The organism is Pseudomonas lutea (assembly GCF_000759445.1).
Lineage (GTDB): Bacteria > Pseudomonadota > Gammaproteobacteria > Pseudomonadales > Pseudomonadaceae > Aquipseudomonas > Aquipseudomonas lutea.
In genome coordinates this window covers 252,655-272,940 of the sequence record NZ_JRMB01000001.1, presented here as the reverse complement: position 1 = coordinate 272,940, position 20,286 = coordinate 252,655, and the positions used below count along the sequence as shown (strand labels likewise).

The 20,286-nt window shown below is 61.9% G+C and carries 17 protein-coding genes; 10 read left to right on the top strand and 7 right to left on the bottom strand.

Annotated features, from left to right (window positions below; all coding sequences use genetic code 11):
* Nucleotides 1–41 precede the first annotated feature (41 nt).
* Together LT42_RS01205 and LT42_RS25965 are read left to right on the top strand one after the other, a co-directional pair.
* Nucleotides 42–1,589, top strand: a complete 1,548-nt coding sequence (locus LT42_RS01205) for an FAD-dependent oxidoreductase (protein WP_037009222.1) — start codon at nucleotides 42–44, stop codon at nucleotides 1,587–1,589.
* Nucleotides 1,590–1,647: 58 nt separating this feature from the next.
* On the top strand, nucleotides 1,648–1,800 hold the full coding sequence (locus tag LT42_RS25965) for a hypothetical protein (RefSeq protein ID WP_162835385.1): 153 nt from the start codon (nucleotides 1,648–1,650) through the stop codon (nucleotides 1,798–1,800).
* Nucleotides 1,801–1,817: 17 nt separating this feature from the next.
* On the opposite strand, the gene LT42_RS01200 is transcribed toward LT42_RS25965, so the two are convergent.
* Nucleotides 1,818–2,915 (bottom strand): MBL fold metallo-hydrolase, encoded by a 1,098-nt coding sequence (locus tag LT42_RS01200; RefSeq protein WP_037009220.1) that lies wholly within the window; start codon nucleotides 2,913–2,915, stop codon nucleotides 1,818–1,820.
* 266 nt (nucleotides 2,916–3,181) lie between these two features.
* Here LT42_RS01200 and LT42_RS01195 point away from each other — a divergent pair, with 266 nt between their 5' ends.
* Nucleotides 3,182–3,811 carry a TetR/AcrR family transcriptional regulator gene (locus tag LT42_RS01195; RefSeq protein WP_037009217.1) on the top strand — a complete coding sequence of 210 codons (630 nt, stop codon included), beginning with the start codon at nucleotides 3,182–3,184 and terminating at the stop codon, nucleotides 3,809–3,811.
* On the opposite strand, the gene LT42_RS01190 is transcribed toward LT42_RS01195, so the two are convergent.
* Entirely contained in the window at nucleotides 3,808–4,488 is a 681-nt protein-coding gene (locus LT42_RS01190) for a DJ-1/PfpI family protein (RefSeq protein WP_037009215.1), read from the bottom strand. The genes LT42_RS01195 and LT42_RS01190 overlap by 4 nt on opposite strands.
* A 165-nt stretch (nucleotides 4,489–4,653) precedes the next feature.
* On the opposite strand from LT42_RS01190, the gene LT42_RS01185 reads away from it, so the two are divergent.
* From LT42_RS01185 to LT42_RS01170, 4 genes are all read left to right on the top strand, one after another.
* Nucleotides 4,654–5,634, top strand: a complete 981-nt coding sequence (locus LT42_RS01185; RefSeq protein WP_037009212.1) for a GlxA family transcriptional regulator — start codon at nucleotides 4,654–4,656, stop codon at nucleotides 5,632–5,634.
* A gap of 262 nt (nucleotides 5,635–5,896) precedes the next feature.
* Complete coding sequence (locus LT42_RS01180) at nucleotides 5,897–7,246, top strand: GntT/GntP/DsdX family permease (RefSeq protein ID WP_037009209.1); 1,350 nt, start codon at nucleotides 5,897–5,899, stop codon at nucleotides 7,244–7,246.
* Nucleotides 7,247–8,104 carry a MurR/RpiR family transcriptional regulator gene (locus LT42_RS01175; protein WP_037009207.1) on the top strand — a complete coding sequence of 286 codons (858 nt, stop codon included), beginning with the start codon at nucleotides 7,247–7,249 and terminating at the stop codon, nucleotides 8,102–8,104.
* A 4-nt stretch (nucleotides 8,105–8,108) separates the two neighbouring features.
* Nucleotides 8,109–9,575 (top strand): N-acyl-D-amino-acid deacylase family protein, encoded by a 1,467-nt coding sequence (locus LT42_RS01170; protein WP_037009205.1) that lies wholly within the window; start codon nucleotides 8,109–8,111, stop codon nucleotides 9,573–9,575.
* A gap of 445 nt (nucleotides 9,576–10,020) precedes the next feature.
* On the opposite strand, the gene fahA is transcribed toward LT42_RS01170, so the two are convergent.
* Nucleotides 10,021–11,319, bottom strand: a complete 1,299-nt coding sequence (gene fahA / locus LT42_RS01165; protein WP_037009202.1) for a fumarylacetoacetase — start codon at nucleotides 11,317–11,319, stop codon at nucleotides 10,021–10,023.
* On the bottom strand, nucleotides 11,316–12,632 hold the full coding sequence (gene hmgA / locus LT42_RS01160) for a homogentisate 1,2-dioxygenase (protein WP_037009199.1): 1,317 nt from the start codon (nucleotides 12,630–12,632) through the stop codon (nucleotides 11,316–11,318). Before hmgA ends, fahA begins: the two co-directional genes overlap by 4 nt.
* Nucleotides 12,633–12,752: 120 nt before the next feature.
* Between hmgA and LT42_RS01155 the strand changes: the two genes are divergently transcribed.
* Nucleotides 12,753–13,547 carry an IclR family transcriptional regulator gene (locus LT42_RS01155; protein WP_037009196.1) on the top strand — a complete coding sequence of 265 codons (795 nt, stop codon included), beginning with the start codon at nucleotides 12,753–12,755 and terminating at the stop codon, nucleotides 13,545–13,547.
* A 284-nt stretch (nucleotides 13,548–13,831) separates the two neighbouring features.
* Here LT42_RS01155 and hppD read toward each other — a convergent pair whose 3' ends face one another.
* The 3 genes from hppD to glcC all read right to left on the bottom strand — a co-directional run bounded on the left by hppD (nucleotide 13,832) and on the right by glcC (nucleotide 16,561).
* Nucleotides 13,832–14,908 carry a 4-hydroxyphenylpyruvate dioxygenase gene (hppD, locus tag LT42_RS01150; RefSeq protein ID WP_037009193.1) on the bottom strand — a complete coding sequence of 359 codons (1,077 nt, stop codon included), beginning with the start codon at nucleotides 14,906–14,908 and terminating at the stop codon, nucleotides 13,832–13,834.
* Between the two features lie 141 nt (nucleotides 14,909–15,049).
* A complete protein-coding gene (maiA, locus tag LT42_RS01145; RefSeq protein WP_037009190.1) occupies nucleotides 15,050–15,682 on the bottom strand; it encodes a maleylacetoacetate isomerase in 633 nt (210 codons plus the stop codon).
* Nucleotides 15,683–15,787: 105 nt separating this feature from the next.
* Nucleotides 15,788–16,561, bottom strand: a complete 774-nt coding sequence (glcC, locus tag LT42_RS01140) for a transcriptional regulator GlcC (protein ID WP_037009188.1) — start codon at nucleotides 16,559–16,561, stop codon at nucleotides 15,788–15,790.
* Nucleotides 16,562–17,687: 1,126 nt separating this feature from the next.
* Between glcC and glcD the strand changes: the two genes are divergently transcribed.
* Together glcD and glcE are read left to right on the top strand one after the other, a co-directional pair.
* The gene (gene glcD, locus LT42_RS01135; protein WP_037009186.1) at nucleotides 17,688–19,187 is read left to right on the top strand and encodes a glycolate oxidase subunit GlcD; all 1,500 of its coding nucleotides are present in this window, start codon (nucleotides 17,688–17,690) and stop codon (nucleotides 19,185–19,187) included.
* Nucleotides 19,187–20,284 (top strand): glycolate oxidase subunit GlcE, encoded by a 1,098-nt coding sequence (glcE, locus tag LT42_RS01130; RefSeq protein ID WP_037009184.1) that lies wholly within the window; start codon nucleotides 19,187–19,189, stop codon nucleotides 20,282–20,284. The genes glcD and glcE overlap by 1 nt, the downstream gene beginning before the upstream one ends.
* The last annotated feature ends 2 nt before the right edge of the window (nucleotides 20,285–20,286 follow it).

Below are 20,286 nucleotides of genomic sequence, written 5' to 3'. Positions count from 1 at the left end.
CTACGGCCCACTCCCAATAAAAAGACCAAGAGGAAGTGCACATGCCACTGCATCGAGTCGCTCACCTGTCCGATCTCCAACGAGACCGCGGTTTGCAGGTGGAATTTGGCGAAACCCAGGCGCTGCTGGTTCTGCACGGCGATGACGTCCGCGCCTTCCAGGCGTTCTGCCCCCATGCCGGTGCCCCCCTGGCCGATGGCGCGATCTGCAACGGTCATCTGATCTGCCCCTGGCACAAGGCGGAATTCGCGGTCGATGACGGCCACCTGTGCGAGCCGCCCGCGCTGGACGCGTTAATTCGATATCCCACTCAAGTCATCGACGGTCAGATCCATGTTGATGACCAACGCATGGTTGCGCCTGAGCCCACGCAAACGAAAGATGCCAGGCGCTTTGTGATCATCGGTGCCGGGGCGGCCGGCACCGCTGCGGCGTGTGCGTTAAGGGAAAAAGGTTTCACCGGTGAGCTGTTGCTGATCGACAGAGAAGCAGCGCCAGGATACGACCGTACGGCGCTGAGCAAATTTGTGCTCTCGTCGGACATGGCACCGGATGAGGTGCCGGCCCTTCGCGAAGAAGATTTTTACCAGCACCAGCGAATCGAGCGGATTCATGGCGAAGTCATGAAGCTGGACGCACTCAATAAGCGCCTGACCCTGGCCGACGGCCGCCGCTTTGACTACGACGCGGCGCTGGTCACCACCGGCGGCGAACCGCGTGCGTTGTCTCTTCAGGGTGCGGATCTGCCTCAGGTGCTGACTCTGCGCTGCCGTGATGACGCCAGCCGGATACTTGCGACGATCAAGCCCGGCGATCATGCGTTGATCGTTGGCGACAGCTTTATAGGACTCGAAGCCGCATCGGCGCTGCGCACCCAGGGCGTGCGAGTGACCGTGCTTGCCCGCCATGAGGTGCCTTTCGCCAGCCAGCTGGGCGAGCGCATCGGCAAGGCGCTGCGCACGCTCCATGAGCAAAACGGCGTGCTGTTCCGCACCCATGTCGATGTCAGCCGATTTGAAGGGGACCAACAGGCTGGCAGCAACGTGCTGCGCACGGCGGTGTTGAGCAACGGAGAACAGTTACCGGTGGACCTGGCGTTGATCGGTGTGGGCGTGAACCCGGTGACGCACTTCATCGACGGCATCGAGCGACAAGACGACGGTTCACTGGCCGTTGATGGCGGCATGCGCGCCGGCAAAGACCTCTGGGCCGCGGGTGACATCGCCACCTTCCCGCTCAACGAGCGACCCTCGCGCATCGAACACTGGCGTCTGGCCCAGCAGCAGGCGCGTATCGCTGCAGGCAACATGCTGGGCGAGAAACAGCACTACCACGACGTACCGTATTTCTGGACCTACCACTTTGAAAAACGCATCGACTATTTGGGCCATGCCGAGGAATGGGACGAGATCCACTACCTCGGCGAACCTGAGCGCTTCGATTTTCTGGCGCTGGTGTGCAAGCAGGGCCTGGTCGCGGCCGTCATCAGCTGCGAACGGGAACGACCCACCGCGATGCTGGCCGAACGCTTGAAGCAACCCTTGTTCAAAGACGAAGCACTGATGCTGATCGAGCGGTTCGGGGCTTGAACCGCCGCTGCATCACACTGGCTTCAAACCATTCATTCATCCAAAACCGGAGGGCACCATGCCTAAAGAATCCACTCGTGAAGACCTTGACCACAAACCTGAAAACGCAGGCAAGGTGGGCGAGGAACACAAACAGGCCAATCAAAGCGGGGAGCAGCAGCGCCCGCCCGAGCGCGAACACCCGGCTGACGAAACCGACGACAAGCCATGAGTGCCTGATGGACCTGGCTAGCCGCGACTGGCGGCCTGCCGGGGGTGTTCTTGCTGCGGGTCTCGGCGGACGGACTCGGTCTGCGACGCTTTATCTACCTTCAGCCACCATGCCTCTCCGCGGCTGGGGTATTGAACGTAAAAAGGCTGCCCCATTTCGGGTGTCGTGATGGAAATGCTGCGGTCCCAGGCCAGCGCCAGAATCCGGTCGAAGGGTTCGTGCCAAGCGTGCATGGCCAGGTCGAATGTGCCGTTGTGGATCGGCAGCAGCCACTTGCCGCGCAGGTCGATGTGCGCCTGCAAGGTCTCTTCGGGTTGCATGTGCACATCTGGCCAGTCAACGTTATAGGCGCCGGTCTCCATCAGGGTCAGGTCGAATGGCCCGTATTGCTCGCCAATCAGCTTGAAGCCGTCGTGGTAGCCGGTATCGCCGCTAAAGAAGATGCGCTGCTCATCGGCGAGCATCACCCACGAGGCCCAGAGCGTCTGGTTGCCGTCGCGCAAGGTGCGGCCGGAGAAATGTTGGGCCGGCGTTGCCACGAACCGAATACCGTGGATGTCCGTCGACTCCCACCAGTTAAGCTGCTGGACCTTGTGGGCCGGTACACCCCACTCGATCAGCGCATCCCCAACCCCCAATGGCGTAATGAAATGCTCGGCCTTGTCCTTCAGGGCCAGGACGGTCATGTGGTCGAGATGGTCGTAGTGGTTGTGCGACAGGATCACGGCTTTGAGCGGCGGCAGGTCATACAGGCTGATTGGCGGCTGATGAAAACGCTGGGGGCCTGCCCATTGCACCGGCGAAGCACGCTCGGCAAACACCGGGTCAGTGAGGAAATAGGCACCGCGCAGTTTCAGCAAAACAGTGGAATGTCCCAGCCGATACACCGTGTTGTCCGGCGCTGCGAGCAATTGCTGACGCGACAACGGCTGCACCGGAATCTCCCCGGCCGGGCGCGTGTGACGTGGCTTGTTGAACAGGGCGTTCCAGAAGATGCGCAGGGTTTTGAGGGTGCCAGAGCGCGCCATTGGCTTGCGATTGAAATAACGGCCTTCCCGCTGAGTCAAAACAGGTAACGCAGGCGTGGTGTCGAGGTTTTTTTCAATCGTGGCCATGAGGCTGACTCCATGTAACGGGTGGGAGTGAAGAGCTAGAAGCTGCAAGCTGCAAGCTGCAAGCTGCAAGCTGCAAGTGCGAAGCGGGCAGCGTATGGATAATCGCTGCCACACGCTTCAAGCTTGAAGCTTGAAGCTCGGAACTGCACTTACACTACACAGTGTAGTTTCAAGCTTGCACGATCAGGAAAGGGAAGTAAACTGCTCGGTGTAATTTTCTTGCCGTGCCGTTGCGTCGCCCCGTCTTATCTCACAGAAGCGAATCCATGACTGTCCCATTGCGATTAACCGACCGAAAGCGCGAAGCCATTGTTCAGGCGGCGATTGCCGAATTCCGCGACAACGGGTTCGAGGTTACGAGCATGGACCGGATCGCCGCGCGTGCGGAAGTCTCCAAGCGTACCGTCTACAACCATTTTCCCAGCAAGGAAGAACTGTTTTCGGAAATGCTCCATCGTCTCTGGTCCACCGCTGCGGCTCAGGCCGATACCACCTACAAACCCGACGTCCCGCTGCGTGACCAGCTCCGTGAGTTGCTCGACGCCAAAATGAAAACCCTCGGCGACAGCAACTTCATCGACCTGGCGCGAGTGGCCATCGGCGCGACGATTCACTCCCCGGAACGCGCGCAAACATGGGTCAGCCGGCTCAATCAACGCGAAGAGACCTTTACCGTGTGGGTACGCGGCGCTCAACAGGACGGTCGCCTGAAGGCTGTCGAGCCCGTATTTGCCGCGTCACAGATTCACGCCTTGCTCAAGGCATTTGCCTTCTGGCCGCAAGTCACCCTCAACGAACCGCTGCTGCCCCCCGACAAACAACGGGAGGTGGTGGAATCAGCGCTGGACCTGTTTCTCTGTTGGTATGAAGTGAAGACGCCCCAGACTCGGGTTTAATCCATCGACGCCGTGACTCGCTCGACAATCTGGCGACGCGCCAGCAAACCCGGCATGGCACGATCAGTCGCAACGGCCAGCACATTGGCCGGTGCGGTGTCCGGACGGCCTGAATCAAAAGGCGGTGCCGGGGCGTATTCCAGCTGAAGCTGAATGGTCCGCGACTTGTCTGCATCGAACACTTCGCCGATCAAGGTCAGTGCGAAATCGATCCCTGCCGTGACACCCCCGCCCGTCATCAGATTTCCGTCACGGACCACACGCTCCTTCACCGGGATCGCGCCGAACTGCTCCAGCAGCGAATGAGACGCCCAGTGGGTTGTGGCGCGACGGCCCTTCAAGAGTCCGGCGGCGCCCAGCACCAGCGCACCGGTGCAGACCGATGTGACGTACTGGGCGGTAGAGGCCTGGTGCCGGATGAAGGCCAGGGTTTCCGGGTCCTCCATGAGGGCATCGACCCCTACCCCACCCGGTACGCAGATCACATCGAGGTCGGGGCAGTCGGCGAAGGTAACGGTTGGCACCATTGTCAGGCCTGTGCTGGACAGCAGCGGCTCAAGGTCCTTCCAGACCAGGTGCACGACCACGCCGGGCATGGTGGCGAAAACATCGTAAGGCCCGGTCAGGTCCAGTTGCTGGACTTTCGGGAAGACCAGCAGGCCGATATGCAGGGTCATGGCGTGTTCCTTGTTGTGAAGAGTGTGGTCTGAAAAGTGGTGAAAAGGTGCGGGTGAGCTCGGGCTCACCAGGCAGCCATTGGACGAATGCACTCTAACGAGCTAGCCTCTGGCGGATACGCCATAAAACCCACAATTCACGCCAATCTTCTGACCGAGGCCGTCATGCCCCATCAACCCAGGCCGGTACACGTGCTGGCGTTTCCCAACGTTCAGTTACTGGATGTCACCGGCCCGCTGCAGGTATTTGCCTCGGCCAATCAGCAGGCGCTTGAAGCCGGGATCAAAACGCCTTACCGGCCTGAAGTGATTGCCCGTGAAGACGGCAGCATCACGTCTTCGGCCGGCCTGGGCCTGGTGACTCATCCGCTCCCAACCAGCGCGTCGGATACGTTGATAATCGCGGGCGGCGGCGGGGTTCACGCTGCGTCGCTGGACCCGCAACTGCTGGAATGGATACGGAGTCAAGCGGCCAGTGCACGACGTGTGGCGTCAGTCTGTACCGGCGCTTTTTTGCTCGCCGCGGCCGGTGTTCTGGACGGCCATCGAGTGGTCACGCACTGGGACAGTTGCGACGTGCTGGCCCAGCGTTTCCCGGCCCTGCGCGTTGACCCGGACCCGATCTTTATCAATGAGGGCAGTCTGTGGACCTCGGCCGGGGTGACAGCGGGGATCGACCTGGCGCTGGCAATGGTCGAGGCGGACCTGGGACGCGACATCGCGCTGGCTGTCGCGCGGGACCTGGTGGTGTTTATGAAGCGCCCTGGTGGGCAGTCGCAATTCAGCACGGCACTTTCAATGCAGCACCAGACGCGGGATCAAAACAGCCGCTTCCGCGATCTTCACGCCTGGATCCTCGAAAACCTGACCAGCGACCTGTCGGTGGCCTCCCTGGCAGCACAGGTGGGGATGAGCGAGCGCAGCTTTGTCCGCCACTACCGCGCTCACACCGGCAACACCCCCGCGCGGGCCATCGAACAATTACGCGTCGAAGCGGCCCGGCGCCTGCTGGGCGACAGTACCCTGCCGATCAAGCGCATCGCCGATAGATGCGGATTTGGCACTGAAGAGACGTTGCGGCGCAGTTTCATGCGCGCCGTCTCGGTGACACCGCAGGCATATCGGGAGCGGTTCAGCACGCAATGACTCCGTGATCGTGATCCCTGTCTAGAAAATAACTTTCATAAATTGAAATCTCAAACCTGTTTCGTGTAAGTTAATTTCCACCACGAAATCAGAGATAACAATAATGACCTCCTGTGATCGTCCTGCCCCTGCACTTATTTCGCCGTTTATGGCGCTTGCGACACCCACTGCCGAGATCGTTTTCAACGTTTGCGTGCGCACCGGCTAGCCCCCGGCGCCGTTCAAGCCCTGACCTCTTCTTTCTCAGCAAGGAATCCGTTGCATGCCTCCGTCAACCGGCCTGTCTCTGTTGGTCTATGCCGTCGTCGCGATCATCGCCTTGATCGTGCTGATTGCGCGCTTTCGTCTTAATCCGTTCATTGTCATCACGCTGGTCTCGGTCGGCCTTGCGCTGGTCGCCGGGATGCCGGCCAATGCCGTCGTCGCCTCCTACGAGGGCGGCGTCGGCAAGACGCTGGGGCACATCGCCCTGGTCGTCGCCCTGGGCACCATGCTTGGCAAGATGATGGCCGAGTCCGGCGGTGCCGAGCAGGTGGCGCGCACGCTGATCGACCGCTTCGGCGAGCGCAATGCACACTGGGCCATGGTCTGCATCGCCTTTCTGGTGGGGCTGCCGCTGTTCTTCGAAGTCGGCTTCGTGCTGCTGGTGCCCATCGCGTTCACCGTCGCGCGCCGGGTCGGCGTGTCGATTCTGATGGTCGGCCTGCCGATGGTCGCCGGCCTCTCGGTGGTCCACGCGCTGGTCCCGCCCCACCCTGCCGCCATGCTCGCGGTGCAGGCCTACCAGGCGTCGGTCGGCCAGACCCTGTTCTACGCCATTCTCATCGGCATCCCGACGGCGATCATTGCCGGCCCGGTGTACGCGCGCTTTATCGTGCCGCGCATCCACTTGCCCGATGAAAACCCGTTGGCAAAGCAATTTCTCGACCGCGAACCCCGCGCGCAGTTGCCCGGCTTCGGCATCACCATGGCGACGATCCTGCTGCCCGTACTACTGATGCTGCTGGGTGGCTGGGCGAACCTGATTTCCACCCCGGGCAGTGGCTTCAACAGTTTCCTGCTGTTCATCGGCAACTCGGTTATCGCCCTGTTGCTGGCGACGTTGCTTAGCTTCTGGACGCTGGGCATCGCCCAGGGCTTCTCCCGAGACTCGATCCTCAAGTTCACCCAGGAGTGCCTGGCGCCCACGGCCAGCATCACCTTGCTGGTGGGCGCTGGCGGCGGTCTGAACCGTATTCTGGTAGACAGTGGCGTGACCAACGAGATTGTCGGCCTGGCGCAGGATTTTCATCTGTCGCCGCTGCTGATGGGCTGGCTGTTTGCGGCCTTGATGCGCATCGCCACCGGTTCTGCAACGGTGGCGATGACCACAGCGTCCGGCATCGTTGCCCCTGTGGCGCTGGGCCTCGGCTATCCCCACCCCGAACTGCTGGTGCTCGCGACCGGCGCGGGCTCGGTAATCTTTTCCCACGTCAACGACGGCGGATTCTGGCTGATCAAGGAGTACTTCAACATGACGGTGGCACAGACTTTCAAAACCTGGACCGTGCTGGAAACACTGATTTCAGTCATCGCCTTCGTGCTCACCCTCGGGCTGGCGCAGGTTATCTGAGTGGACATTCTTTACCAGATCCGCGCGCGTCAGGAGTCTTTCAGTGCCGGCGAAGGCCGCATCGCCAGGCTGATATTGAGTGACGTGGCGTTTGCGGCCAGCGCCAGTCTTGAGGACCTTGCCGCCCGTGCCGAGGTCAGCAGTGCGACGCTGTCGCGCTTTGCCCGTACGGTCGGCTGCAAGGACCTGCGCGATTTGCGCCTGCAACTGGCCCAGGCCAGCGCCGTGGGCAGCCGCTTTTTGGCCTCGGGGCAAGCGCCGGAGCAGTCCGCTTTTTTCACCCAGATTGTCGGCGATATCGAGACGACGCTGCGCCAGCACCTGGCCGGTTTCGATGAGTCGCGGTTCCAGGCCGCCGTGTCATTGCTGACGCCGGCGCGGATGATTCACAGCTTCGGGATGGGCGGCGCTTCCAGCCTGTGCAGCGAGGAACTGCAAACCCGCCTGGTGCGCCTCGGCTACCCGATAGCGGCGAGCCGCGATCCGGTAATGATGCGCCTGATTGCCGCGACCCTTGGCCCCGAGCACAGCATCATTGTCTGTTCGCTCAGCGGCCGCACCCCGGAATTGCTCGACGCCACGGAGCTGGCACGCAGCTACGGCGCGAAGATTCTCGCTATCACCCTGCCCGGCTCGCCTCTGGCTGCGTTGGCCGATGTGCTCTTGCCATTGCAGATCGCTGAAACCCAATTCATCTATAAACCCACGGCTGCCCGCTACGGCATGCTGCTGACCATCGACGTGCTGGCGACCGAACTGGCGCTGACCGCGCCGGACGCCAACCGCGAGCGGCTGCGGCGGATCAAGCTGGCGCTGGACGACTATCGCGGCGGCGACGACCTGCCCCTTGGAGACTGACCCCATGCTTTACGACCTGATCATTCGCGATGCGCTGGTGATCGACGGCAGTGATTCGCCGGGCTACCGAGCCGACGTGGCGATTCGCGACGGACGCATCCAGCGCATCGGCGACTTGCACGACGTCTCCGCCAGCGAAGAGCTCAACGCCGCCGGGCGGGTGCTGGCGCCGGGCTTCATTGACGTTCATACCCACGACGACACGGTGGTGATTCGTCAGCCTCAGATGCTGCCGAAGATCACCCAAGGGGTGACCACCGTGATTGTCGGCAACTGCGGCATCAGCGCGTCGCCGGTGTCACTGGCGGGCGACCCACCGGACCCGATGAACCTGCTCGGCCCTGCGGCGGCGTTCGCTTACCCGCGCTTCATCGACTACCGCAACGCGGTGGATGCGGCAAAGCCTGCGGTCAACGTGGCGGCACTGATCGGCCATACCGCGCTACGCAGTAATCACATGGATGACCTGATGCGCACGGCGCACCCGGAGGAAATCAGTGCCATGCGCGCGCAGTTGCGCGAGAGCCTGACCGACGGTGCCTTGGGGCTATCCACCGGGCTGGCTTACGCCTCGGCTTACTCGGCCGAAACCGATGAGGTCAAGCAACTGGCCGAGGAGCTGACGGCGTTCGGCGCGGTGTACACCACGCACTTGCGCAGCGAGTTCGAGCCGGTGCTGGAGGCCATGGACGAGGCATTCGAGATCGGCCGGCATGCAAAAGCTCCAGTGGTGATTTCCCACATGAAGTGCGCGGGCGCTGGCAACTGGGGCCGCAGCCCGCAACTGCTGGCCGCCCTGGAAAACGCCGCATTGACACACCCGGTAGGCTGCGACTGCTACCCCTATGCGGCCAGCTCTTCGACGCTGGATTTGAAACAGGTTACCGATGCGTTTCGGATCACCATCACCTGGTCGACGCCGCACCCGAATCAGGGAGGGCGTGACCTGAAGGACATCGCCGCTGAGTGGGGACTTTCACTGGTGGAGGCCGCGCGCAGAATGCAACCCGCTGGCGCGGTGTACTACGGCATGGACGAAAACGACGTACAGCGGATCATGAAGCATCCGCTGTCGATGATCGGCTCGGACGGACTGCCGGAGGATCCGTTTCCACACCCACGGCTGTGGGGGGCGTTCCCCCGAGTACTCGGGCATTTCAGTCGCGACCTTGGACTGTTTCCGCTGCACACCGCCGTGCACAAAATGACCGGGCTCACCGCCACGCGCTTCGGGCTGCACCAGCGCGGTTTGGTGCAGGAGGGCTACTGGGCGGACCTGGTGTTATTCAACCCGGAAACGGTACGTGACGTGGCTGATTTCAAAGAGCCCAAGCGTGCAGCCGAAGGTATCGATGCGGTGTGGGTCAATGGCCATTTGAGTTATGCAGAAGGCACCCCCCAGGGCGAGCGGCAAGGAAGGTTCCTGCCACGCAGCGGGTCGTTGGTGGAGGGGTTCGGGTTATCGAAATGATCTGCACACGATTGCCCGCGGTACGGGTCTATCGCCTGGATTAGACCTGTGGGAGCGCGCTTGCCCGCGATGCAATCTATCTGTTGTCGCTGCATGGCCTGACACAACCCATTCGCGGGCAAGCGCGCTCCTACACTGCATGAATGCGTTTGGATGAGCGGTTTCTACCCTATCCGAAAATCCCGGCCGAACACAGGTTCGTAGGAGCCGGCTTGCTGGCGAATGCAGTGTGTCAGGCGAGATCTTCCGGGTTGCCCCACCGCATTCGCCAGCAAGCCGGCTCCTACAGCTGGAATCCGGTGCGGAAATGCCCTATCGAGCCGAACCGCGAAGCCCCAATTCCGAATCCCGAATCCCGAACCCTGAGCCTCGAATGCCGAACCCGAATCACGATAAACGCCGAGCTTGCCCCCATCAGCCCACCACCTTCTTGATCGGCCAATAATCAGCCGAGCACTACCCCTCGGCACTCCCCAAACCCGATGCTGACTTCACCTTCCTTGCGGCAGCGAGCTTTGAGAATGATCTCGTCGCCGGCCTCAAGAAACGTCCGCGTTTCGCCGTTAGGCAACGCAATCGGGTGTTTCCCGCCCTCGGTCATTTCCAGCAAACTGCCGAACTGGCCTGGCTCGGGGCCTGAAAGCGTGCCGGTTCCGAACAGATCGCCCGCCTGCAACTTGCAGCCATTGACGCTGTGGTGGGCGACCATTTGCGCGACGGTCCAGTACATGTTCAGCGTGTTGCTCAAGGCAAGCCGGTGGGGCGGCGTGCCCTGCTCTTTCATCTGCACCGTGAGCAGGAACACCTCAAGATCGATGTCCATTGCGCCACCGTTTTGATCCGCCTCGTCGAGCAGATACGGCAACGGTTGCGGATCCCCCGCCGGACGCGTCGGCTGAGCCGAGCGAAACGGCGCCAATGCCTCGGCGGTCACCACCCAAGGCGAAATGCTGGTTGCGAAACTTTTCGACAGAAACGGTCCCAGCGGCTGATATTCCCACGCCTGAAGGTCGCGAGCTGACCAGTCGTTCAGCAGGCAGAACCCGGCGATGTGTTCGCCGGCCTTGCCAATGTGAATCGGTTCACCGGCCTCGTTGCCCTGGCCGATCCACACGCCCACTTCCAGTTCGTAATCCAGACGCTTGCTCGGACCGAAATCCGGGACTTCGGCACCTGGTTTCAGGGTCTGACCGCTGGGACGTCTGACCGGCATGCCGGAAACGCCCAGCGTTGACGCCCGACCGTGATAGGCAATAGGCACGTATTTGTAATTCGGGAGCAGCGGATTGTCAGGTCGAAAAAGTTTGCCGACGTTCATCGCGTGGTGAATGCCGACGTAAAAATCGGTGTAGTCGCCCACCTGCGCCGGCATGTGCATCTGGCAGTCGGCCATCGGCACCAGCAGCCGTGAGCCCATGGCCTGGAGACGTTCACGCTGCAGGCTTTTTTCATCCAGCAGGTGCAGCAACTCGGTGCGCAGGGCTTGCCGGGATGAGCCGCCAAGGGCGAAGAATTCGTTCAAGTGACCGCGGCTTGCAGCCTCCACGGCCACGCGCGCAGCGCCGTTGAACAGGCTGATCTCATGAGCGGTTTGCAGATCGAAAATGAAATCACCGATGGCGACACCGCCGCGCCTGCCGAAACCGGGACGGCTGAACACTCCGAACGGCAGATTTTGCAGCGGGAAGTCGGCGTGATCGTTCGCGCTGGTGACCCAGCTGCGGGGGTGAGAGGCTGTGTTCATCGGTGGCTGTCCGTGTCAAAAGGCTTGAAGGTTCTGGCGATACCCTCCCAGCAGGCATCGTAGTCGCTTTGCAGCTGCGGGCATTCCAGCGCGTGGTAACTGGGCCTGAGCACTTTGCCGGTCTCGAACATGAAGGCCATGGTGTGTTCGATCTTGTGCGGTTTGAGCTCGGCGGCCATGGCCTTCTCCGCGCTGGCATTGTCCGGGCCGTGGGCACTCATGCAGTTGTGCAGCGACGCCCCGCCAGGCATGAAACCCGCTGCCTTGGCGTCGTAGGCGCCATCGATCAGCCCCATGAATTCGTTCATCAGATTGCGGTGAAACCACGGCGGCCGGAAGGTATTTTCCGCCACCATCCAGCGCGGAGGAAAAATCACGAAGTCAACGTTGGCCTGGCCTTCCACCGCGCCCGGCGAGGTGAGCACGGTGAAGATCGACGGGTCAGGATGGTCGTAGCTGACTGTGCCAAGGGTGTTGAACAGGCGCAGGTCATAACGGTACGGAACGTTGTTGCCGTGCCAGGCCACCACATCGAAAGGTGAATGCGCCAGCTGCGTGCCCCACAGTTCGCCGAGAAATTTCTGCACCAGCACGGTGGGTTGCGCGCTGTCTTCGAAGTGCGCATGCGGGACCTGGAAGTCGCGCGGATTGGCCAGGCCGTTACTGCCAATGGGGCCGAGGTCCGGCAGGCGCAGTACACCGCCGTGGTTCTCGCAAATATAGCCGCGCGCCGTACCGTCGAGCAGCTCGACGCTGAATTTCAGGCCACGGGGCAGGACAACGATTTGCTGCGGTTCGACCTCCAGCAACCCCAGTTCGGTGGTGATGCGCAGTCGACCCTGTTGCGGCACCACCAGCCACTCGCCGTCGGCATTGAAGAATGCCCGCTGCATGGAGCGGTTGGCGGTGTAGACGTAGACGCTTACGCCCTCAGCCTGTTCGGCACAGGCAGTGCTGGCCAGGGCGTGCAGACCGTCGATGAAGTCAGTGGGTTCAGCCGGAATGTCGAACGCATTCCAGCGCAGGCGATTTGGGGTGACCGGGCCTTGCTGCTGGCCCGCGATCTGCCGCTCAAGGCGTTGATAACGCGGATGCGCGGCGGACGGCTGGATGCGGTAAAGCCAGGTGCGCCGGGCTTCGGCACGCGGTACGGTAAATGCGGTGCCGGAGAATTGCTCGGCGTACAAACCCAGTGGATGGCGCTGCGGTGAGTTCTGCCCGTGGGGCAAGCCGCCGGGCAGCGCCTCGCTGCTGAATTCATTGCCAAAGCCGCACTGGTAGCGCAAGGCACTGGAGACGGAGTTTGTCGGCATCGCGACCTCGTATTGTTATGTGACGCAGATTATGCGTAAACGGCTTACGCATAACGTAATTTGAGTTTGCAGGAGGGTCAAGCTATAAAGCAGCCTTTCCAGACCGGGGGCCTCCCTTCCATGACCGACGATTCCACCCCCGCAACAGCGCCCCGCCAGCAGAAGGTCCAGTCGGCGGAAGTCGGCGTCGGCATTCTCAAGGCCCTCGCCGAGTTGTCCCCAGCGACGTCGCTCTCGAAGCTGGCCGAGCACGTCGACATGCCCGCCAGCAAGGTGCATCGCTATCTTCAGGCACTGGTGGACAGCGGCTTTGCCGAGCAGGACCCGGCCAGCAATCACTACCGTCTGGGGCGCTCGGCCTTGCAGGTCGGCCTGGCGGCGCTGAACCAGCTGGATGTGCTGAAGACCTCTGCGCCAGCGCTTATTGCGCTGCGCGACGAACTCAACGAAACCTGCTTTCTCGCGGTCTGGGGCAACAAGGGACCGACGGTGGTGTATGTCGAGCAGTCATTGGGCGCCGTCACCCTGGTCACCCAGATCGGCTCGGTGTTGCCATTGCTCAGCTCGTCCACGGGGCTGGTGTTTGACACCTTCCTCTCGGCATCCGAAACCGCGTCCTTGAGAAAGGCCGAGTCGGCCGCGTTGACCGTTGCGCAGTTGAAGGAGATTGATCGGCACGTTCGAGAGATCCGCAGCACTGGCGTGCATCAGATCCACGGCCTGCTGATGGCGGGCGTCAACGCCGTGTCGTCGCCGGTGTTCGCCATGGGCAACAAGTTGGTGGGCGTAGTGACCGTTGTTGGCTCGGCGTCGGTGTTCACCGATCAACGCCAGGCCATCGCCGCGCAGAAACTGCTGCAGACGGCGCAGGCCATCAGCCTGCGGATGGGCGGGGAAATGCCGCAGTTGGAATGATCCGTCAGAATCAGAATGGCAGGACCGTGTGCATCTGGCAGGACCGGCTTTAGCCGGGAAGGCGTCGGCGGTTACGCCACAAAATTGATGGTGTTCAAACGGGCCTCTTCCGCAAATGGCCTGAGCGCGACCACCGATGCCGGTCGGTCAAGGCAGCGGGTGTGACACACATTTGTAGGAGCCGGCTTGCTGGCGAACGCGGTTTACCTGACGTCGTCATTAGCGTCCAACCGGGTTCGCCAGCAAGCTGGCTCCTACAAGGTGTGCGGACCTTTGAACTCAGGTCAATCTGCGGTCAATACCCCGCGCCGCACCTGGTCGCGTTCGATCGATTCAAACAGCGCCTTGAAATTGCCCTCCCCGAATCCATCGTCGCCCTTGCGTTGGATGAACTCGAAGAACACCGGCCCCATCAGGGTTTCCGAGAATATCTGCAGGAGCAAGCGCTGGCTGCTCCCTTCCGAATTGCCGTCCAGCAAGATGCCCCGCGCTTTCAGCTCATGCTCGGGTTCACCGTGGTTGGGCAGTCGCCCTTCCAGCATTTCGTAGTAGGTATCAGGCGGTGGCGTCATGAAGCGCATGCCCAGCGCTTTCAGCCGGTCCCAGGTATCGATCAGGTTTTCGGTGAAGAACGCGACGTGCTGAATCCCCTCGCCGTTGAACTTCATCAAGAACTCTTCGATCTGCCCAGCCCCCCTGGACGATTCCTCGTTCAAGGGGATGCGGATCATGCCGTCCGGTGCGGTCATCGCCTTGGAGGTCAGCCCGGTGTACTCGCCCTTGATGTCGAAATAGCGAAGTTCGCGGAAGTTGAACAGCTTCTCGTAGAAGTTCGCCCAATAGGCCATCCGGCCGCGATAAACGTTATGAGTCAGGTGGTCGATGAACTGCAAGCCCGCGCCTTTCGGATGGCGGTCGATGCCGTCGATGAACACGAAGTCAATGTCATAGATCGACGTGCCTTCGCCGAAACGGTCAATCAGGTACAACGGCGCGCCGCCAATGCCCTTGATGGCCGGCAAGCGCAGCTCCATGGGCCCGGTGCCGATTTCGACAGGCTGCGCGCCCAGCTCAAGGGCGCGCTTGTAGGCCAGTTGCGAATCCTTGACGCGGAATGCCATGCCACACACGGAAGGACCATGCTCGGCGGCAAAGTAAGACGCTTCACTGTTGGGTTCGTTGTTGAGGATGATGTTGATCGCCCCCTGCCGGTACAGGGACACGTTTTTGGAGCGGTGATGGGCGACTTTGGTGAAGCCCATTATCTGGAACACCGGCTCAAGGACATTGGGCACGGGCGAGGCGAATTCAATGAATTCGAAGCCCATCAGGCCCATCGGGTTTTCGTAGAGATCGGTCATGGTCTTGCTCCTGCTGAATAGTGAGAGGCACAGCGGCTCGGATCACGATTCAGCGGGTGGCGCGCAGGGAATCCCCCGCACGCTGCGGGCAAGGAAGTCGCCAAAGATTAACTGCAGACCGAAGCTTTTCATGGGGGAAGGTTACTCCGGCTTGTCCGATTGCGCATCGGGATGGGCAATCCGAAATGCCGGGTGCTGCAACGCCAGCGCTTCAACCCGGCAGACGCGCGGGAAGGCGCTCAGGTCCACATTGAAGCGCCGGGCGGCGTATACCTGAGGCAGCAGATACACATCGGCCATGCCCACAGCCCCAAAACAAAAGCCGCTGTTGCCGATCAAGGCTTCGACGGCCGTGAATCCTTCCGTGATCCAGTGACCGATCCACGCCGTCACGTCGCCGTCGTCATGGCCCATTCCGCGCAAGCGATTGAGCACCGCGACGTTGTGCAGCGGATGGATGTCGCACCCGATCAAGGCGGCGACCTGCCGATGCCGGGCACGCGCAAGCAAGCCGGCGGGCAGCAAGGCGGGTTCAGGGGAAAGTTCTTCGAGGTATTCGATGATCGCCATCGACTGAATGATGACTGCGCCCTCGTCGAGCCGCAGCGAGGGCACCCGGCCCTGAGGGTTAAGCGCCAGGTAATCGGGCTGACGATGCTCGCCCCCGTCACGGATCAGGTTGACCGCGATCGCATCAAACGCCAGGCCCTTCAGCGCCAGAGCAATGCGCACCCGGTAGGACGAGGTCGAACGGTAATAGGTGAAAAGATCCACGGGCAGGGCCTGTCATTGTTGTTGTTTTGGTCGTCGCTGGGGTGGAGCTCGCGTAAAAGACTTACGCAATGCGTAAACTGCGGTAATGCGTGAGGGCTGTCAAGTTCAAGTCCAGCCCTCCAGCCGCAGGGTGGCGCGCACCAGGCGCTGCTCCTCACTCTCGATCTCGCGCAGGTTTTCACAGATGTTCTGGATATGCGCCACCGCCGCCTTGCGCGCCTGCTCCGGCAGGCGTCCGGTCACCGCGTTGTAGAGCCGCGCATGGTGACGGTCGATCTGGCGCTTCTGGGCGTCACGGTGATAGAGGTTGTTGACCGAGGCGAACACGGTATTGAGCAACAGGTCTGTCAGCGATCGCAGGGTCTGCACCAGCACCGGGTTGTGAGAGGCCTCGCAGATGGCCAGATGAAACGCATGGTCGAGACGCGCGTGCTCGGATGCTGCCAGCGGGTGATCGTGGGCCGCCACCAACGCCTCGTAAGCGCGGGTGATCAACACGAAATCGGCGTCGGTGCCGCGCAATGCTGCCAGGCGCGCCGATTCGCCTTCGAGCAGGCTGCGCACTTCGAACAGGTCGTAGAGGGTCCGCGGCTGGGAGGCAAACAGGTGCATCAGGGGCGAAGCCGCTGTCAGACCCAGGCCACCCATCTGCGCAACAAACGAGCCCTTGCCGTGGCGTGTTTCGATGATCCCTCTGGCGCGCAGCAAGTGCAGCCCCTCGCGCAGGGCCGTGCGCGACACGCTCAGTTTTTCAGTCAGCCGCCGCTCGGAGGGCAACAGCTGGCCGACCTTCAGTACCCCGTCGACGATCAGCCGCTCAATCCGCTCACTGACCACATCGGCCACCTGTTGCGGGCGTCGGGATGGGTTGCTTTCCATGGTGATTTCCTCGGTTAAAGCCGGCCGGCCCCGCCGCGTCGGCGCAAGACCCGATCTGTTAAAACCCGCGTGATGGTGAGTGCGGTTTGTTATCCACCGCCGATGTAGCTGACCAGATTTGTCATGCATCGCCAATGGACCTGACCAACCACACCCCTCTGTAGGAGCCGGCTTGCTGGCGAACGCGATTCCTCATCCACCGCCGATGGAGCTGACCAGGTTTGGCATGCACCGCCAATGGACTCGACCAACCACATCCCTCTGTAGGAGCCGGCTTGCTGGCGAACGCGATTCCTCATCCACCGCCGATGGAGCTGACCAGGTTTGTCATTCACCGCCAATGGACCTGACCAACCACATCCCTCTGTATGACCCGGATGGAGCTGACCAAACGCATTCCTCTGTAGGAGCCGGCTTGCTGGCGAATGCGATTATTCCGCCACCACCGTGCCGAATGCCAGACTGCATTCGCCAGCAAGCCGGCTCCTACGAACGCGGTTATTCCGCCACCACCGTGCCGAATGACAGACCGGGTTCGCCAGCAAGCCGGCTCCTACGAACGCGATTATTCAGCCGACACCGTGGCGAATGACAGATCGGATTCGCCAGCAAGCCGGCTCCTACGAACGCGGTTATTCCGCCACCACCGTGCCGAATGACAGATCGGATTCGCCAGCAAGCCGGCTCCTACGAACGCGGTTATTCCGCCACCACCGTGCCGAATGACAGATCGGGCTCGCCAGCAAGCCGGCTCCTACGAACGCGATTATTCAGCCGACACCGTGCCGTATGGCAGATCGGGTTCGCCAGCAAGCCGGCTCCTTCAAATTGTGCGGCTACAACGCCTACATTGCCTTAAGAGCGAGAGTGCGCCTGCGGCGAACTGGTAAGACCATCCACGCCGGCTAAATCGCAGGGTTGGCAAGCTGGAGGCATTTCCCTGAAAAATATGGAGAATTACGCAACAACCCAAGTATCAGCCCCAAGAAACTGGTTCGACCAGTACTCCACGCGGTAGACACTAAGCCCCGCCGAGCCAATGATGCAAGTCAGCCACTCAGGTTCCGAAACCGGGTTCCGATGAGTACGGCCTCCAATAAAAACAAGACAGGGTTGCAGACCCATCATGAATATCCTGTACGACGAACGCGTCGACGGCGTCTTGCCGACCATCGACAAACAGCAATTGCTCCAGGCCCTGCAAGCGCGCCTGCCCGATCTGGACATCCTGCACCGCGAGGAAGAGCTGCGCCCCTACGAGTGTGATGGCCTCTCCGCCTACCGCACCACGCCAATGCTGGTGGTGCTGCCGCAACGCGTCGAGCAGGTGCAAACCTTGCTCAAGGTCTGCCACGAGCGCGGCGTGCCAGTGGTTGCGCGCGGTGCCGGAACCGGGCTTTCAGGCGGCGCCCTGCCGCTGGAAAAAGGCGTACTGCTGGTCATGGCGCGGTTCAACAAAATTCTTCACATCGATCCGGCCGGGAGATACGCCCGTGTGCAGCCCGGCGTGCGCAACCTGGCCATCTCACAGGCCGCCGCGCCGCACGATCTTTACTACGCGCCTGACCCTTCTTCACAGATCGCCTGCTCGATCGGCGGCAATGTCGCCGAGAACGCAGGCGGCGTGCATTGCCTGAAATACGGCCTGACCGTACACAACCTGCTCAAGGTCGACATCCTGACCGTTGAAGGCGAGCACATGGTGTTGGGGTCCGATGCGCTGGATTCGCCGGGCTTCGATCTGTTGGCGCTGTTCACAGGCTCCGAAGGCATGCTCGGCGTGATCACCGAAGTAACGGTCAAACTGCTGCCCAAACCGCAAGTGGCGCGGGTACTGCTGGCCGCCTTCGATTCGGTGGAAAAAGCCGGGCGCGCTGTCGCCGACATCATTGCCGAAGGCATCATTCCCGGCGGCCTGGAAATGATGGACAACCTGGCCATTCGCGCTGCCGAAGATTTCATCCACGCGGGCTACCCCGTCGAGGCCGAAGCCATCCTGCTGTGTGAGCTGGACGGTGTGGAAGCGGATGTCCACGACGATTGCGACCGGGTCCGCGCCGTGCTGCAGCGCGCCGGTGCGACCGAAATTCGCCAGGCGAAGGACGAAGCCGAACGCGTGCGCTTCTGGGCCGGACGCAAGAACGCGTTCCCCGCCGTCGGCAGGTTGTCGCCGGATTACTACTGCATGGACGGCACCATCCCGCGTCGGGAATTGCCGGGCGTGTTGAAAGGCATTTCCGCGCTCTCGGAGGAATACGGCCTGCGCGTCGCCAACGTGTTCCACGCCGGGGACGGCAACATGCACCCGCTGATTCTGTTTGATGCCAACCAGCCGGGCGAGCTCGATCGCGCCGAAGCGTTGGGCGGCAAAATTCTCGAACTGTGCGTGAAGGTCGGCGGCAGCATCACCGGCGAGCACGGCGTCGGGCGCGAGAAAATCAACCAGATGTGCGCGCAGTTCAACAGCGATGAGCTGACGCTGTTTCATGCGGTAAAGGCCGCCTTCGATCCCGCCGGCACCCTCAACCCCGGCAAGAATATTCCGACGCTGCATCGCTGTGCCGAATTTGGTGCCATGCACGTGCACATGGGCAAAGTGCCTTTCCCTGAACTGGAGCGCTTTTGATGGATGCTCAACGCCTGTCACCCCTTGTGACCCAGGACCGCGACGCCAGCGACGCGCTGCTCGAACAGGTCAACCAAGCGATTCAGCTGGCCCTGCCGCTGCGCATTCAGGGCGCCAACAGCAAGGCCTTTCTGGGCCGCGAGGTGGCCGGTGAAAGGCTCGACACCCGCGCCCATTGCGGCATCGTCAGCTACGACCCGACCGAACTGGTCATCACCGCACGTGCCGGCACGCCCTTGTCAGTGCTGAATACTGCGTTGGAGCAAGCCGGCCAGATGCTCCCATGCGAGCCACCCACGTACAGCGATGGCGGGGCTGGCGACGCAACGGTTGGCGGCATGGTCGCCGCAGGTTTGTCCGGGCCGCGCAGGCCGTGGTCCGGCTCGGTGCGGGACTTCGTCCTCGGTACGCGAGTGATCACCGGTCTGGGCAAGCACTTACGTTTCGGTGGCGAGGTGATGAAGAACGTCGCGGGCTACGACGTGTCGCGCCTGATGGCCGGCAGCTTCGGTTGCCTGGGCTTGATCACCGAAGTCTCGCTGAAAGTCCTGCCACGGCCGCGACTGTGCACCAGCATCACCCTGGAAATGGACAGCACCACCGCCCTCGCCCGTCTTGCGCAATGGGGGCAGGAGCCCTTGCCGATCAGCGCGGCCAGCCACGACGGCCGCGTATTGCGGTTGCGCCTTGAAGGCGGCGAAGGCTCGGTGGCAGCGGCTCATGATCGGCTGGGTGGCGAATCCATCGACCCGGCTTATTGGCGCGCGCTCAATGAGCACCGGCTGGATTTTTTCACCGACGGCCGTCCGTTGTGGCGCCTGTCGCTGCCGGTCAGCACCGGGGCGCTGAATCTGCCGGGCGACCAGTTGATTGACTGGGCGGGCGCGCAGCGCTGGCTGAAATCCGACGCCAGTGCCAGCGAGATACGCCGGATCGTCAGTGCCGCGGGCGGTCACGCCACCGGCTACAGCCACGGCCTGGACGACAGCCCGTTTCACCCCTTGGCCACGCCGCTGCTGCGCTACCACCGCCAGCTCAAGGCGCAACTTGACCCGCACGGAATTTTCAATCCGGGCCGGATGTACGCGGAGATCTGAAC

Coding starts and splice junctions, on each gene's coding strand:
- glcD (WP_037009186.1), top strand. CDS start 17,688: ATGAATATCCTGTACGACGAACGCGTCGACGGCGTCTTGCCGACCATC.
- LT42_RS01205 (WP_037009222.1), top strand. CDS start 42: ATGCCACTGCATCGAGTCGCTCACCTGTCCGATCTCCAACGAGACCGC.
- hppD (WP_037009193.1), bottom strand. CDS start 14,908: ATGACCGATCTCTACGAAAACCCGATGGGCCTGATGGGCTTCGAATTC.
- LT42_RS01185 (WP_037009212.1), top strand. CDS start 4,654: ATGCCCCATCAACCCAGGCCGGTACACGTGCTGGCGTTTCCCAACGTT.
- fahA (WP_037009202.1), bottom strand. CDS start 11,319: ATGAACACAGCCTCTCACCCCCGCAGCTGGGTCACCAGCGCGAACGAT.
- LT42_RS01195 (WP_037009217.1), top strand. CDS start 3,182: ATGACTGTCCCATTGCGATTAACCGACCGAAAGCGCGAAGCCATTGTT.
- LT42_RS01170 (WP_037009205.1), top strand. CDS start 8,109: ATGCTTTACGACCTGATCATTCGCGATGCGCTGGTGATCGACGGCAGT.
- hmgA (WP_037009199.1), bottom strand. CDS start 12,632: ATGCCGACAAACTCCGTCTCCAGTGCCTTGCGCTACCAGTGCGGCTTT.
- glcC (WP_037009188.1), bottom strand. CDS start 16,561: ATGGAAAGCAACCCATCCCGACGCCCGCAACAGGTGGCCGATGTGGTC.
- LT42_RS25965 (WP_162835385.1), top strand. CDS start 1,648: ATGCCTAAAGAATCCACTCGTGAAGACCTTGACCACAAACCTGAAAAC.
- LT42_RS01190 (WP_037009215.1), bottom strand. CDS start 4,488: ATGACCCTGCATATCGGCCTGCTGGTCTTCCCGAAAGTCCAGCAACTG.
- LT42_RS01180 (WP_037009209.1), top strand. CDS start 5,897: ATGCCTCCGTCAACCGGCCTGTCTCTGTTGGTCTATGCCGTCGTCGCG.
- LT42_RS01200 (WP_037009220.1), bottom strand. CDS start 2,915: ATGGCCACGATTGAAAAAAACCTCGACACCACGCCTGCGTTACCTGTT.
- LT42_RS01155 (WP_037009196.1), top strand. CDS start 12,753: ATGACCGACGATTCCACCCCCGCAACAGCGCCCCGCCAGCAGAAGGTC.
- glcE (WP_037009184.1), top strand. CDS start 19,187: ATGGATGCTCAACGCCTGTCACCCCTTGTGACCCAGGACCGCGACGCC.